We start from the raw sequence: 13,179 nt of genomic DNA, 5'->3' as shown, positions 1-13,179 counted from the left end.
CGGTGCGCGCGAGGTGGCCACCCGGAGGATGGCGATGTGCGCGGCGGAGTTTAGGGGAACCCCGTTGCCACGCATGGGGAACCGTTATTGGAACACAGCGTCGGGGTTGTCGAGGCTGTCCGAGCCTTCGAACTCGATCGTGTCAACGCCCAAGGCAGCCACAGCCCGTTCGATCGAACGGGTCTGGTCCACCAAAGCGTCGACGGCACCCATGATCAGGGCTTCGCCCGCGTCGTTGCCGCGCTCAAGCATCATGTCATAGGCAAACCCGGCTTCGGCGGCCGTTTTCATCTCTGACATTTCCAGCATCGTTGCATCCAGCTTGGCGCGCAGTTCGGTGTCGACACCCGCGTCAGTCGCAGCGACGAGCGACGATAGACTTTCGCCCGACACGATGGTGCCGTCGATGGACGTATAGCTGCCCAGATAGACGTTGCGGATGCCAAGCGCGTCGTAGAAGTGACTGTTATGCGTGTTGTCCGAGAAGCAGTCGTGCTCTTCCTCGGGGTCGTTCAACAGCACGCCAAGGCGCATTCGCTCACCGGCCTGCTCGCCGTAGCTGAGCGAGCCCATGCCGGTCAGGATGGTGCTGATGCCTGCGTTTTCGTCTGCGGTCAGTTGGGTGCGGGCATCCCCGCCGTCCTGCCATTGCGCGACCATCCATTCCAGATCGGACACCAGCAGCTCCGTTGCTGCCGTCAGATAGTCGGCGCGGCGGTCGCAGTTCCCGCCTGTGCAGGCGTCACCCGCGGCGTAGTCCGTCCAGGGGCGATTACCTGCACCTGCGTCATGGCCGTTAAGATCCTGACCCCACAGCAGAAATTCGATGGCGTGATAGCCGGTCGCGACGTTCGATCTCGACGCCGTCCGCCTCGTGCAGCGCACCTTCGAGCAGTTCGGGCGTGATGGCCGAGGCATCAACGGTTTCACCCGACAGTGTGAAGGTCGGGTTCGCCACGACATTCAGCACAGCATATTCGTTTTCATCCGTGGCCCCGCCATAGGAGGCGTCCACATAGTCGATCAACCCTTCGTCCAGTGGCCAAGCGTTCACCTTGCCTTCCCAGTCATCGACGATGGCGTTGCCAAAGCGGTAAACTTCAGTCTGTTGGTAGGGCACGCGAGACGCCAGCCATGCCTCTTTCGCCGCCTGCAGGGATCTCGGCCGAAGGGTTTTCAGTGAGGTCATTTACCGCTGCCAGCAACGTTTGAGCCGTGGTCAGGCTGTCGGTGTATTTGGCAAGCGCAATATCAGCATAATTGTTTAAAACGGCGGCCTTGTCCGCAAGTGCGGGGGCGGCTGCCAATAGCACTGTCCCGAGTGCCGTGGTCATTGTCAGTTTCATAGGTGGCGTTCCCTTAATTGGTTTTCTGACGGGTTAATGCAGGCGCACCTCGTTGGGTGCGATTGCGGGTGAAAATGGTTTGTGGATGCGTCGGATCGCGGTGCCGACTTCGCCCGCCATGAGGGCGATGTGTTCAGCGTGGGCCGGACCCGACAGCAGCGTTGCAATCAGCGCTGCGTCGTTCAGATGTCCGTCGGATGCCGTGCGGACAAGGTTTACGAAAACGCATTCGTCCGAACCAACGCAGTTGCACCCCACCTCGTGCCGGACAAGCGGTCGGGAAGCGGTGCAGATGATCTTGTTCAGCAGACCTTCAAAGGTTTGCCACGCGCGATCTGCTTCGGGCGCGGGGAACACATTACTATAATCTTGGCGCGCCTGCGATTTGCCGGCAGGCCCTTCGCACCACAGGCGCAAATTCAGGACAAGGTTGGCTTCCCATTCGTCCATGCGGTTGAGAGCGGCGACGGCCGCACCCCCACGGGCGTGATGTGCGCTGCTCATTTTGTCAGGATCAACTTGCCGGCGCGGGTGATGCGCAAATAGTAGACCTGCCCATCCAGCACGATGGACGCCTGCACGCCGTCCTTGATCAAGTCACGCGCGTCATAGGTATCGATCTGCTGCGGGTCGGGCGCTGTTGTTGTGTTCGGGACCTGTGTCATTGCGTTCATGATGCCCGCTCCAGATGATCAAGCATGCGCTCAAGACATTGATCATCGCCGTAGAGCCCACCAAGGGCACCCTGCAGCAGTTCCTGGCAGCACGGCTTTTCACAGCACCTGCGGGCTTTTTCGCGTTTGCTTACGTGTCGTCTCACCATGTCTCACCTCCTGTTGGGTCAGCGGTGTCCGGGCTGCCCGAATAGGGTGGCTGAGACTCATTGCAGATATGTTGATTGTTTTTGTCGGGTACGTCAATCCTGACAATTCCAGTAGGAAAAGAAAAGGCGCGGTAAAAGACCGCGCCTTCCTAATTCTTCATCGTTTGAGCGGAATTACTCCCAGCCCACCTCGTTAAAGATCTTCTGAGCTGTCGGCACGTTCTTGGCCACCTCGGTCAGGTCCACGCCATCGGGGCGGAACAGCCCAAGCGCAGCCACCGATGGGCTGAGGCCGACGCCAGGTACGGCAGGGTATTCATCGTTGCCAGCCGAGAAGTATTGCTGCGCCTGATCGCTGGCCAGATACTCCATGAACGCAATTGCGTTTTCCTTGTTCGGAGCGTTTGCCGCTACGCCGCCACCTGACAGGTTCATGTGCGCGCCTTCGGCATTCTGCGCGGGGAAGACCCAGCCGATGTTGGCGCGGGCATCGGCAGGCAGACCATCGACGTCTTTGCGGATGGCGCGGGCAAAGTAGTAGGTGTTCGAGATCGAAATATCGCATTCACCCGACACCAAGCCGCGCAGCTGGTCGGTATCACCGCCCTGAGGTGAGCGGGCAAAATTATCGACCACACCCTGTGCCCAGCCTTTGGCAGCTTCTTCGCCGTGGTTCTGGATCACAGCCGACAGCAGTGTTTGGGAATAGACGTTCGAGGACGAGCGGTGACACACTTGGCCTTTATAGGCAGGGTCGGCGAGGTCCACATAGGTCGCGGGCGGGTTTGCCACGTCATTCTTGTCGTAAAAGATGATCCGAGCGCGCTGGCTGAAGCCAAACCACTGGTTGTCGCCGTCCTGCAGGTTTGCAGGAATGCGGGCTTCGAGCGTTTCGCTTTCGATTGACTGCAATACGCCTGCGTCCTTGGCACGCTCAAGGCGCGAAGTGTCAACGGTCAGCAGGATGTCTGCAGGCGAGTTGGCCCCTTCGGCTTTCATCCGCTCGATGAGCTCGTCGGCCTTGCCTTCGATGCGGTTGATGGTGATGCCGGTGGCTTCGGTGAATTCTGAATACAGGCGTTCATCGGTGTCGTAGTGGCGCGATGAATACAGATTCAGTTCGCCTTCGGCCGCAGCGCTTGTGGCGGTGATGGCCGCAGCAGCAAGAGTCACAAAATAGGTTTTTGCAGTCATGGAAATACTCCCTGTTTCCACAGATCTTAATCTTACAGAAACAGTCAATTACAGCAGCCCCGGCGGAAAGCAACCCTTTCCGAGCAAAATTGTCGGAAATGGCTTGCCGAATCCTGAGTTTTTCTATCACCTTTCTGTAACCAAGCCGCGAAACCAATCGTATGCCCGGGAATTCTGTTGTGAATGGGGGCTTTGGCGATGTCACGAGATCTACCGGGGATACTGCGGCTGCTGGATTTTGCAGCCAAGTTTGCGGACGGAGTAAAGCCTGATCTGCTGCGAATGCGAACGCATCCGATGGATGCCTATTGCCATCGGGTCTTGCCTGAACGCGGGTCCGCAACTGTCGCTGACCGTGACGGCCGACCCGCCAAGGATGGGTATCATGGCTGATCGACCACACAATTGTTGCCACCTTATGTCTATGGGCGACACGTCCTTAGAAGCGTTAGGTGCGGATGCCGTCGAGTACGGATTTCTGTCCGCCGCGCGGTATTTCTGTGTGTCCTTTTCTGAACCGCTTGGCGGCGCATGGGTGACGGCCATGCTTGGGGCGGACTATTTCTTTCCCGGCCCCGACAGCGCGGAAAAGATGCGCAGCGCCTTGGCGATCGTACACGAAATGCGTACCTCGCGCCGGTCAACCTTTCGCTTTTCCAATCCCCGATGCGAAGGATGTTCCAGCATTGTCACTGAAGACGAACGGCACTTGCTGCAACTGGTGCAGCATGCGCGGGCGCACCGTGTATCCATGCTGGCCTCATCAGCTATGCTTTTGTGCGAGGGCCATGCGACCGACCGCGTGATTGCTGCCGCGCGCAGCTTTGCCGATTGTGTCGGTGCAACGACGCGCGACACGATCCGGGTGTGATCTCAGGCGTCTTCGACTTCGAACAGGGCGGGGATGGCCGGGCAGGGCACCAGTTCATTGTCGATCACATCCGCCAGCGTTGTGCGGTGCAGGAACACATAGACATGCGCACTGAGCCCTTCCCAGAGGCGGTTGGACAGAGACTGAGCCTGCGTGCCTGACGCGCCGCCCTTGGCCCCGGCACCCTGACGCAGCGCATTTACGGATCTCGTCCACGGCGGCCAGTACAGCATCGATGCGGATATCATGGGGTGCGCGGGCCAGCTTGTATCCACCGGCGGGGCCGCGTACCGAGATGACAAGCCCGTGCCGCCTAAGCTTTGCAAAGAGTTGTTCGAGATATGGCAAAGAGATGTCTTGCCGCCGGCTGATGTCGTTCATCGACACCAGTCCGGCATCTTGGTGAAAGGCGATGTCGACCAGAGCGACCAGCGCGTATCGTCCCTTTGTGCTGAGCTTCATGGCGCGTCTCCTTACTCTGCGAAACCTGCATTGCCAGATGCATCGATGCTGTGCGGCAACACGAATGGGGCCATGCCTTGCGGCGCCGTATTGACCCGCAAATCACATCCATAAGCGCGCGACAGCACCCCGTCTGTCATCACGTCGGCAGGGCGGCCTGCGGCCAGCACCTGGCCTTCGGCCATGACAAGGACCTGATCGGCGAACAGGCCCGTCAGATTCAGATCGTGCATCACGGCCACGACACCGCCACCTGCGCGCGCGAAGTTCTGGGCGATCCGCATCACTTGCAATTGATGCGCGATATCGAGGCTGGAGACCGGCTCATCCAGCATGAGCCAGTTCGGGCCACTTGCAGTAGCGGGCGCCCACACCTGCGCCAGTACGCGGGCCAGTTGCACCCGTTGCTGTTCGCCGCCTGACAGTTCCTGATAGTAGCGGTTGGCGTAACCGGCGAGGCCCACCCGCGCCAGCGCGGCGCTCGCCCGCCCTTCGTGATCTGCTTCCGTGCCTGAGGTCAGGCCGATCTTGACCACCTCGATGGCGTGAAAGGGAAAGGCAAGGGTTGAGGTCTGGGGCAACACCCCCCGCACGGCGGCCAGTTCCCAGGGCTGTGCACGGAACACATCGATGCCGTTCAGCGTGATGGTGCCGTCATAGGGAAGGTCGCCGCACATTGCCTTGATCAGGGTCGATTTGCCGGACCCGTTTGGCCCGACGATGGCTGTCAGTGCACCGGGCAGCGCGTCAGCGTACAGCCCGTCGATGACGGTCTTGCGTCCATAACGCACTGCGAGGTTGCGCACCGTAAGCGTCACAGGTCCACCATCCCGCGCTGTCGCAACAGGATCCAGAGAAAGACTGGCGCACCCAGTACCGCCGTGACAATGCCAATGGGCAGTTCGGCAGGTGCGATGATGACCCGCGCGATCACGTCCGCCAGCACCAGCAGCAACGCGCCCAGCAAGGCCGCGTTGATCAGGAGCGGGCGGTGGTCGGGACCCGTTGCCAGCCTCAGCAGGTGGGGTACAACAATTCCGATGAACCCGATCCCGCCAGATACAGCGACGGCGGCACCGGTGGCGGCTGCCACTGTCAGGATTGCCATATTCTTGACCCGCTGCACGTTCAGTCCGATATGCGCTGCCGTTGCTTCACCGAGTGCGAGCCCGTTCAGGCCGCGACCCAAGGCACAGGCCGCCAGAACTGAGATCACGATGATCGGCCCAGCGGCCAGTGCCTTGGCCCAGCTGGCGCCACCAAGCGATCCCAACCCCCAGAACGTCAGATCCCGCAGCTGCCGGTCGTCAGAAATGTAAACGAGGATGCCTGACAAGGCCCCGGCCAAGGCGCCAAGGGCGATGCCCGCAAGTAACATCGTTGCCACAGACGTGCGCCCGCGCCGCGTCGACACCCGATAGAGCAAGAGCGTGCTGCCCCATCCGCCCAGAAAGGCAGCCACCGGGACCAGGTGATCCCCAACATTCCGCACAAGCCATGCAGGTGCAAATCCAACCAGAACAATGGCAGAGATCGCCCCCAGACCTGCACCCGCGCTGACGCCCACCAGTCCGGGGTCCGCGAGAGGATTGCGAAAAAGCCCCTGCATCACCGTGCCGCCCATGGCCAGCGCAGCCCCAACCAAAACACCAAGCGCCAGCCGCGGGGCGCGAATGTCCCAAAGCACGATGGCCTCGGTCCGTGTCAGGGCTTGCCCCCTCACCACCTTTTGCAGTGCCGGGCCCAGCGACACATCCGTCGCGCCAATCGTCAGGCTGAACAGGCCGACAACCACAAGGGTAACCGCCAACCAGACATGCATGTGCCGCGCCCGTGACACACGGCTTTTCGGCATATGATCAGCCAGTACCAAGGGCGCTAGATCGGATACAGGGCGCGGTGCAGCGCAGTGACCGCATCCGCCGTGCGTGGGCCGAATCCCAGCAGGAACAGCCCATCCATGCGCACTACATCACGTTTTTGCGCTGCGGGTGTTGCCAACAGGGCAGGCAGCGCAAACAGCTCTTCGTCGGTCGAGGCGTGATCGCCACTGCGGTCCATCATCAGGATTGCGTCGGGGGCAGCGGCACTGACCGCTTCGTCCGACAGGGGTTTGTAGCCTTCGAATTCGGACACGGCATTGGTTGCCCCCGCCATTCGGATGATCCCGTCCGCCCCGGTGCCTGTGCCGGAGGCCATGATCCGACCCCCTTGGGTCGACAGGATAAACAGCACCCTTTTCTTCTCCGCGTTCAGGCGTGTCGCGCGATCCTGAGCCGCGTAAAGCGCGACACGGGTTTCGGTCGCGAGGGTCTGGGCCAGTTCTTGCACATCGAGGGCAGCGCCAACCGCGTTGATCTTTTCCACGATTGCGCCGGCATCATAGCCTTCCGGCACTTCGGCGAAATTCACTGCTGCGGACCGAAGAATGTCGATCACCTCGGGCGGGCCAGCGCCTTCGGCCGAGACGATGAGGGAGGGGGCGAAGGACAAGACACCTTCGGCGGACAAGCTACGCATGTAGCCTATATCCGGCAGCGCCTGCGCCTCTGCCGGGTAGGTCGAGGTGGCGTCGCGCGCGAGCAGCCGGTGCCCCTGACCAAGTGCATAAATGATCTCGGTCACGTCGCCGCCGATGGCGATGACGTCTTGCGCATCGCTGGCGGCAAGAGCGCGGGTGGGCTGTGCCGCTGCGAAGGCCAGCGAAAGGGCGATGAAGTCGCGGCGATCCATCACGCAGCCACTCCGTCCAATTCCGCGACAATGGCGCGGAAGGCCGGGCGGCTATCACGGCCTTCCTTGGGCACGCCGAAGATCTGAAAGATAAGCGCGCCGTCGGCATCGAATGCTTCAACCGATGTGGCGGTGCCGCGTTGGGTGGGTTTGTCTACGGCCCAAACCTCGGCCACGTGATCACGGCGCAGGTGAAGGTTGAAGCGCGGGTCCATCACATTCTGCCACGGCCCCATGGGTTTGAGACTGTGTAGCGCGCCGGTGTGGATCTGGATGCAGCCGCGATTGCCGACAAAGAGCATAATCTCGGTTTCCGTGCGTTGCAGGTCGGTCAGCAGTGTGTCGACAGCGGATGGATCGAGCGACCGGGCAAAAGGTGCCCCCGCCGCACGGTAGGCGCCCAGCCGGTTCATCTTGAGCTTCGATACCAGCCGCAGGAATTGGTGCGTGTCTTTCAACCGCTGCCATTCCTTGCGCAGAATGTCGATCTTGTCCTCAGCGATCTTGGGCGCTTCGGGAGCTTGGCGTTCGGCAAACGTGGCTTCGGGCGACTGGTTGTCGGAGGCCAGTGTCTTGACCAGATCGGCAAAGGCTGAGTGGTTCGAGCCGTCGCGCAGGATGATCTTGTGCACCGCGTCGCCTGCGGCATCGAACACCTGAAGGCTGGGCCGCGTGCCTTTGCCGTTGTCCCGTTCGACCAGAAAGGCATCCTGCCAGTGGCTGGGGAAGATGCGCAGGTCGATGTCTTCGGTCAGGATCATCGCGGCGTGGTGGCCGGGGTGATAGTTGTCGTAGGTCCCGATTTTCTCGTGCACGCAGGAGGCGTTACGGGTGAGGGCCATGACCTCGCCCAGCTTTTGCGCCGCGTCCATCACCGTGTCAGGATGCGGGTCGATGCGGGTGACGCCACGGCTGCAATAGGCGGCGACCAGCATGCCTTCGCTTATGCCGAGGCCGTCGGCAAAGTCGCGGTCGCGGGTGTCGGGGTTGTCCGCGCGCCGGGCGCGGATCGTTTCGGCGGAAAGGTGAGGTGCAGACACGCGGCCAGATCCTGATGCTTGAAAAGGGCAGGGGGATGGCTGGGCCGGGCGGCTTGGCTGCGTTCGGTGATTTCCGATAAAAATAGTAGACTTTAAAGGTGAGGACAAGCGGCGATGCATATTGCACCGCCGCCGGTCATCAGAACGTGATGTTGACCTTGACCGCTTGCGACCGGTCACCGGCCAGTTCGAACGCGTCGACCGCTGCGTCGATGTCGATGGCATGGGTGATGAGCGGGGTCACATCAAGCCGTCCGGTGCGCATCATTTCGACGGCTGTGAAGAACTCCGCGTGGAAGCGGAAGGACCCTTTGAGCTGCAGCTCTTTGGCTGTCATCGCCTGCATCGGCAGGGTCATGTCGCCGCCGAGCCCGAGTTGCATGATGGTTGCGCCGGGGCGCATTGCCGTGACCGCCGAGGCGAGGGCAGAAGCCACGCCGGAGCATTCGAAGAGCACGTCGAAATGGCCTTTGTCTGCTTCGAATTGGCTAAGCCCGTCGGGGGTTTGGGCTACGTTTACAGTGTGATCGGCGCCCACATCGCGCGCCTTTGATAATGTGAAGTCGGAGATGTCGGTGGCTGCGATTTCGACCGCGCCTGCCGCCCGCGCGACCAGAACCGCTAGAAGGCCGATGGGGCCGCAGCCGGTGACAAGCACCCGTTTGCCCATCAGGTCGCCTGCCTGTTTGGCGGCGTGCAGGACGACCGACAGAGGTTCGGCCATTGCCGCCTCGCCCGCGCTTAGCCCGCCTGCCGCGGCGCATTGGGTGGCCTCGGCAACGATGTATTCGCGGAACGCGCCCTGGATGTGCGGAAAGGGCATGGCGGAGCCGTAGAACCGCATGTTGAGGCAATGGTTTTGGCTGCCTTCGGCGCAATACTTGCAGGTGCCGCAGGGGCGGGAAGGGGACACGGCGACAAGCGTGCCTGTATCCAGGTCTGTGACGTTGTCGCCGACAACCTCGATATGGCCCGCAACTTCGTGCCCGAGGATCATCGGTTCCCGCAGTTGGATCGGACCGAAGCCGCCGTGGTTGTAGTAGTGCAGGTCCGAGCCGCAGATGCCGCCCGCGGCCATCTTGACCAGCACCTGGCCCGGGCCGGGTGTTGGCATGTCGCGGGTTTCGACCCGCAGATCCTTGGCCGCGTGGGCAACGATGACTTTCATTGTGTGGCCTTTCACAGAACGGGGGTCAGCAGGGCGTCGCCTGCGAAATGGGCAGTCAGGTTGTCGCGCAGAAGCTGGCCCATGGCCTTGCGTGTCTCGATTGTACCTGAGGCGTGGTGTGGCTGCACCAGCACATTGTCGAGGTCCAGAAAGCGGGGGTCGAGCGCCGGTTCCTTTTCGAACACGTCGAGCGCTGCGGAGCCAAGCGCACCGGAGTGTAGAGCTTCGATCAGCGCATCCTCGTCGATGTTGGAAGCGCGCGAGATGTTGATTATCATGCCGTCGGGGCCGACCGCTTCGATGATGTCCTTGTTCGCGATATGACGTGTTTTGGCTGAGGCGGCCAGGGTGACAAAGAGGAAGTTGGCGTGCTGTGCTAGCGTCAACGGATCATTGATGAAGGTCCAGTCTGGCGCGTAGTCCTTGGCCGCGATATCGGAATAGGCGATGTCCATGCCAAAGCCCGCCAGTCGCTTGCCCACCTCGAACCCGATGCGGCCAAGTCCCAAGATGCCCGCCTTGCGCCCGAAGACGCGGCGTTTTAGCGGGTAGAGCCCCTTGTTGGCCCAAGAGCCATCGCGCACCCATGTCTCTGCCCCGACCACACCCCGGGATTGGCACAGCATCATGGCGACGCCGAGGTCCGCCACATCCTCGGTCAGCACGTCCGGGGTGTTGGTTACGCGGATGTTGCGCGGCTTGCAGGCGCTTAGATCGACGGCGTCATAGCCCACCCCGTAGACTGAGATCAGTTCGAGCGCGGGGCAAGCGGAGATCATGTCGGCATCGGCGCCCAGCTCGCCCCGCGTGGCGATGGCCCGTACATGTGGGCCATGTGTGGCAAGGAACGCAGGGGCGTCTGATGCCTCGAACAGGCGTTTGACGTCAAAGGCTGCGTCGAGCGGGTCTTGGTCCCAGTCCGGGTAAGGGCCGACTTGAAGGACGATGGGTTTTGGCATTGCGATTCCTCGTTGACACGCGATGTTATCGGTATCATGTTATCGATAACAATTGGCGGCCGTCAATCCCGCCCCTCACATTCGGAGTGTCGCATGTCTGACCTTTTCTCGCTTACGGGCCGCCGCGCCCTGATCACCGGATCATCGCAAGGCATCGGCTTTGCTTTGGCCAAAGGGCTGGCGAAGGCGGGGGCCGAGATCGTGTTGAACGGACGCGATACAGGCAAGCTGGCGACAGCGGCTGAGGCCTTGGGCGGTAAGGTGCATCAGTTGGCGTTTGATGCGACGGACCATGATGCAGTGCGCGCTGCGGTGGACGGGTTTGAGGCAGACACCGGCACTATCGACATCCTGATCAACAACGCCGGGATGCAGTATCGGACGGAGTTGGAGAACTTTCCCGCAGATGCTTTCGAGCGGTTGCTACAAACCAATATCGCGAGCGTTTTCCATGTGGGCCAAGCCGTGGCGCGCCACATGATCGCGCGCGGGGCAGGTAAGATCATCAATATCGCATCCGTGCAGACGGCACTCGCACGCCCGGGCATTGCGCCCTACACCGCGACCAAGGGGGCAGTTGCCAACCTGACCAAGGGGATGGCAACGGATTGGGCCAAGCATGGCTTACAGTGCAATGCCATCGCGCCCGGGTACTTTGACACGCCGTTGAACGCGGCCCTCGTGGCTGACCCTGAGTTTTCGGCGTGGCTTGAAAAGCGTACCCCGGCGGGCCGCTGGGGTCAGGTTGAAGAACTGGTGGGCGCGGCTGTCTTCCTGTCCTCGCCCGCATCAAGTTTCGTCAACGGTCACACGTTGTTCGTGGACGGCGGCATTACGGCGTCGCTCTAATGCGGTGCTACGTTCTGATGGGAGTGTCGGGCTGCGGCAAGTCGTCGGTTGGCACGGCTTTGCAGGTGCTATGCGATATGGAGTTCGTTGATGGTGATGATCTTCATCCGCAAGAAAATATCGACAAGATGGCGAAAGGTGTGCCTCTGGATGATGACGATCGCGCGCCCTGGTTGGCCGATGTGGGCCGAATGCTGGCGAGGCACGAAGGCGCCATCGCCATTGGCTGTTCAGCGCTGAAAAAGAAGTATCGTGACTGGATTCGGGCGCATGTCGACGAGCCGGTGCACTTCCTGCATCTAGACGCGCCACGCGATGTACTGGCCCAGCGGGTCACCCACCGGCCCGGACATTTCATGCCTGCGTCCCTACTCGATAGTCAGTTCGCGACGTTGGAACGGCTGGATCGCGATGAGTGGGGGGAGAGATCGATATCGCCCTTCCTTTTGAACAGGTGGTCGCACAGTCCGAGGATTACGTGAGGGGGACGATGATATGAGTGAGAAAATTGCCTTGATCGGGGCGGGCGCCATGGGCGGCGCCATCGGGACGCGGTTGCTGGAGACCGGAAATTCCCTGCATGTCTTCGATCTGGATAAGGAACGGGTAGACGCACTGGTGGAGAAGGGGGCGGTTGCGGCTGCCTCTGCCGCCGAGGCAGCGCGCGACGTGGACTTCGTGATCACCAGCCTAAACGCTTCGCGCATCGTGGGCCTTGCCGCCTTTGGCAAAGACGGGATTGCAGACGGGGCGAAGCCGGGCACTGTTATTATCGATATGTCTTCGATCGAACCGGATGCGACGCGTAAGTTTGCAAAGATGGCTGCAGAACGTGATCTGGCCTGGGTCGACAGCCCATTGTCTGGCGGCGCACCCAAGGCGCTCATCGGGGAATTGACCCTAATGGCGGGGGGAGAGACCAAGGATGTGGAGCGTGCATATGTGGCGCTGAAGCATGTGGCGGCGAACTACACCCATATGGGCCCGTCTGGTGCCGGGCAGACCACGAAGCTGATCAACCAGGTGCTGTGTGGTTTGGGCTTTATGGCCGTGGCAGAGGCCACGCAACTGGCGCTGGATGCTGGTGTGGATGCCGAAAAAATCCCGCAGGCGCTGAAGGGTGGGCGGGCAGATTCAGCTCTGTTGCAGGAGTATCTGCCCCGGTACGCCACCAAGGATTACCGCCGTACTGGCCGCATCGACAACATGGTCAAGGATTTGAACATGGTGAACGATCTGGCACGGCAAACCGGTACTTCGATGCCCATGACTGCCCTATGTGCCGAAATTCACCGGATGCTGACCGCTGCTGGGCTGGGCGGAGAAGATCAGGCAGCGCTCATGGAATTCTTCCAAGGCGCAAAAGAGGAGATAGAAGTATGATCACGCGGTTTGCCCTGTTCGAAGGATCGGTGAAGCCTGGTCAGACCGATGCCTTTCGCGCTGCCGTGCTGGAGCGGTTGGTGCCCTTGTGGAAGCAGTTTCCCGGCAATACGGATGTGCGGGTGATGTTTAGCGACGACCGGGACGAGGGCGCGCCAGAGTTTCCGTTGATCCTCGCCATTACCTATCCCGATGCTGCCGCGATGGAGGGGGCGCTGGAAAGTCCGTTCCGCGCACAATCGCGGGACGTGACCGGAGAGATTGTGGCTGAGCATTTCGATGGTCGCATTCACCACCACGTCACCCAGCTAAACGAATTTCGGGCGTAAACCATGGGTGCGCGTGTCACCA

At 61.1% G+C, this 13,179-nt stretch carries 15 protein-coding genes and 2 pseudogenes; 6 read left to right on the top strand and 11 right to left on the bottom strand.

Translation table 11 applies throughout. From position 1 onward, the window contains the following. Positions 1-84: 84 nt before the first annotated feature. The 3 genes and pseudogenes from ACZ1HN_RS00655 to hemP form a co-directional block, all read right to left on the bottom strand. Positions 85-1,346: pseudogene (locus ACZ1HN_RS00655) on the bottom strand (imelysin family protein). A 33-nt stretch (positions 1,347-1,379) separates the two neighbouring features. Next, complete coding sequence (locus tag ACZ1HN_RS00650) at positions 1,380-1,850, bottom strand: hypothetical protein (protein WP_472726048.1); 471 nt, start codon at positions 1,848-1,850, stop codon at positions 1,380-1,382. Then, a complete protein-coding gene (hemP, locus tag ACZ1HN_RS00645) occupies positions 1,847-2,020 on the bottom strand; it encodes a hemin uptake protein HemP (RefSeq protein WP_299206126.1) in 174 nt (57 codons plus the stop codon). The genes ACZ1HN_RS00650 and hemP overlap by 4 nt, the downstream gene beginning before the upstream one ends. 14 nt (positions 2,021-2,034) lie before the next feature. Between hemP and ACZ1HN_RS00640 the strand changes: the two genes are divergently transcribed. After that, positions 2,035-2,214 carry a hypothetical protein gene (locus tag ACZ1HN_RS00640; protein ID WP_472726047.1) on the top strand — a complete coding sequence of 60 codons (180 nt, stop codon included), beginning with the start codon at positions 2,035-2,037 and terminating at the stop codon, positions 2,212-2,214. Positions 2,215-2,343: 129 nt separating this feature from the next. On the opposite strand, the gene ACZ1HN_RS00635 is transcribed toward ACZ1HN_RS00640, so the two are convergent. Further along, positions 2,344-3,363, bottom strand: coding sequence for a Fe(3+) ABC transporter substrate-binding protein (locus ACZ1HN_RS00635; RefSeq protein WP_299206130.1), 1,020 nt, complete (start codon positions 3,361-3,363; stop codon positions 2,344-2,346). Positions 3,364-3,748: 385 nt separating this feature from the next. On the opposite strand from ACZ1HN_RS00635, the gene ACZ1HN_RS00630 reads away from it, so the two are divergent. Beyond that, positions 3,749-4,234 (top strand): hypothetical protein, encoded by a 486-nt coding sequence (locus ACZ1HN_RS00630; RefSeq protein WP_472726046.1) that lies wholly within the window; start codon positions 3,749-3,751, stop codon positions 4,232-4,234. A gap of 2 nt (positions 4,235-4,236) precedes the next feature. On the opposite strand, the pseudogene ACZ1HN_RS00625 reads toward ACZ1HN_RS00630, so the two are convergent. From ACZ1HN_RS00625 to ACZ1HN_RS00595, 7 genes and pseudogenes are all read right to left on the bottom strand, one after another. After that, positions 4,237-4,696: pseudogene (locus tag ACZ1HN_RS00625) on the bottom strand (Rrf2 family transcriptional regulator). A gap of 11 nt (positions 4,697-4,707) precedes the next feature. Beyond that, positions 4,708-5,514 (bottom strand): heme ABC transporter ATP-binding protein, encoded by an 807-nt coding sequence (locus ACZ1HN_RS00620; RefSeq protein WP_472726045.1) that lies wholly within the window; start codon positions 5,512-5,514, stop codon positions 4,708-4,710. Further along, positions 5,511-6,551: a FecCD family ABC transporter permease gene (locus tag ACZ1HN_RS00615; RefSeq protein WP_472726044.1), complete on the bottom strand. Its 1,041-nt coding sequence runs from the start codon at positions 6,549-6,551 to the stop codon at positions 5,511-5,513. Before ACZ1HN_RS00615 ends, ACZ1HN_RS00620 begins: the two co-directional genes overlap by 4 nt. A 23-nt stretch (positions 6,552-6,574) precedes the next feature. Next, on the bottom strand, positions 6,575-7,429 hold the full coding sequence (locus tag ACZ1HN_RS00610; protein ID WP_472726258.1) for a heme/hemin ABC transporter substrate-binding protein: 855 nt from the start codon (positions 7,427-7,429) through the stop codon (positions 6,575-6,577). After that, complete coding sequence (locus ACZ1HN_RS00605; protein WP_472726043.1) at positions 7,429-8,469, bottom strand: hemin-degrading factor; 1,041 nt, start codon at positions 8,467-8,469, stop codon at positions 7,429-7,431. The genes ACZ1HN_RS00610 and ACZ1HN_RS00605 overlap by 1 nt, the downstream gene beginning before the upstream one ends. Before the next feature lie 139 nt (positions 8,470-8,608). Beyond that, the gene (locus ACZ1HN_RS00600; RefSeq protein WP_472726042.1) at positions 8,609-9,637 is read right to left on the bottom strand and encodes an L-idonate 5-dehydrogenase; all 1,029 of its coding nucleotides are present in this window, start codon (positions 9,635-9,637) and stop codon (positions 8,609-8,611) included. Positions 9,638-9,648: 11 nt separating this feature from the next. Further along, positions 9,649-10,596: a 2-hydroxyacid dehydrogenase gene (locus ACZ1HN_RS00595; protein ID WP_472726041.1), complete on the bottom strand. Its 948-nt coding sequence runs from the start codon at positions 10,594-10,596 to the stop codon at positions 9,649-9,651. Between the two features lie 93 nt (positions 10,597-10,689). Between ACZ1HN_RS00595 and ACZ1HN_RS00590 the strand changes: the two genes are divergently transcribed. The 4 genes from ACZ1HN_RS00590 to ACZ1HN_RS00575 are packed head-to-tail and all read left to right on the top strand — an operon-like array spanning position 10,690 to position 13,157. Then, the gene (locus tag ACZ1HN_RS00590; RefSeq protein ID WP_472726040.1) at positions 10,690-11,445 is read left to right on the top strand and encodes an SDR family oxidoreductase; all 756 of its coding nucleotides are present in this window, start codon (positions 10,690-10,692) and stop codon (positions 11,443-11,445) included. Continuing rightward, positions 11,445-11,927 (top strand): gluconokinase, encoded by a 483-nt coding sequence (locus ACZ1HN_RS00585; RefSeq protein ID WP_472726039.1) that lies wholly within the window; start codon positions 11,445-11,447, stop codon positions 11,925-11,927. Before ACZ1HN_RS00590 ends, ACZ1HN_RS00585 begins: the two co-directional genes overlap by 1 nt. Before the next feature lie 13 nt (positions 11,928-11,940). Beyond that, positions 11,941-12,828 carry an NAD(P)-dependent oxidoreductase gene (locus ACZ1HN_RS00580; protein ID WP_472726038.1) on the top strand — a complete coding sequence of 296 codons (888 nt, stop codon included), beginning with the start codon at positions 11,941-11,943 and terminating at the stop codon, positions 12,826-12,828. Further along, a complete protein-coding gene (locus ACZ1HN_RS00575; protein WP_472726037.1) occupies positions 12,825-13,157 on the top strand; it encodes a hypothetical protein in 333 nt (110 codons plus the stop codon). Before ACZ1HN_RS00580 ends, ACZ1HN_RS00575 begins: the two co-directional genes overlap by 4 nt. Positions 13,158-13,179: the final 22 nt, after the last annotated feature.

This window comes from Tateyamaria sp. GN1-10, assembly GCF_055693845.1.
Note: the sequence above shows the minus strand (reverse complement) of the source record. Positions and strands in the feature narration are given on the sequence as shown.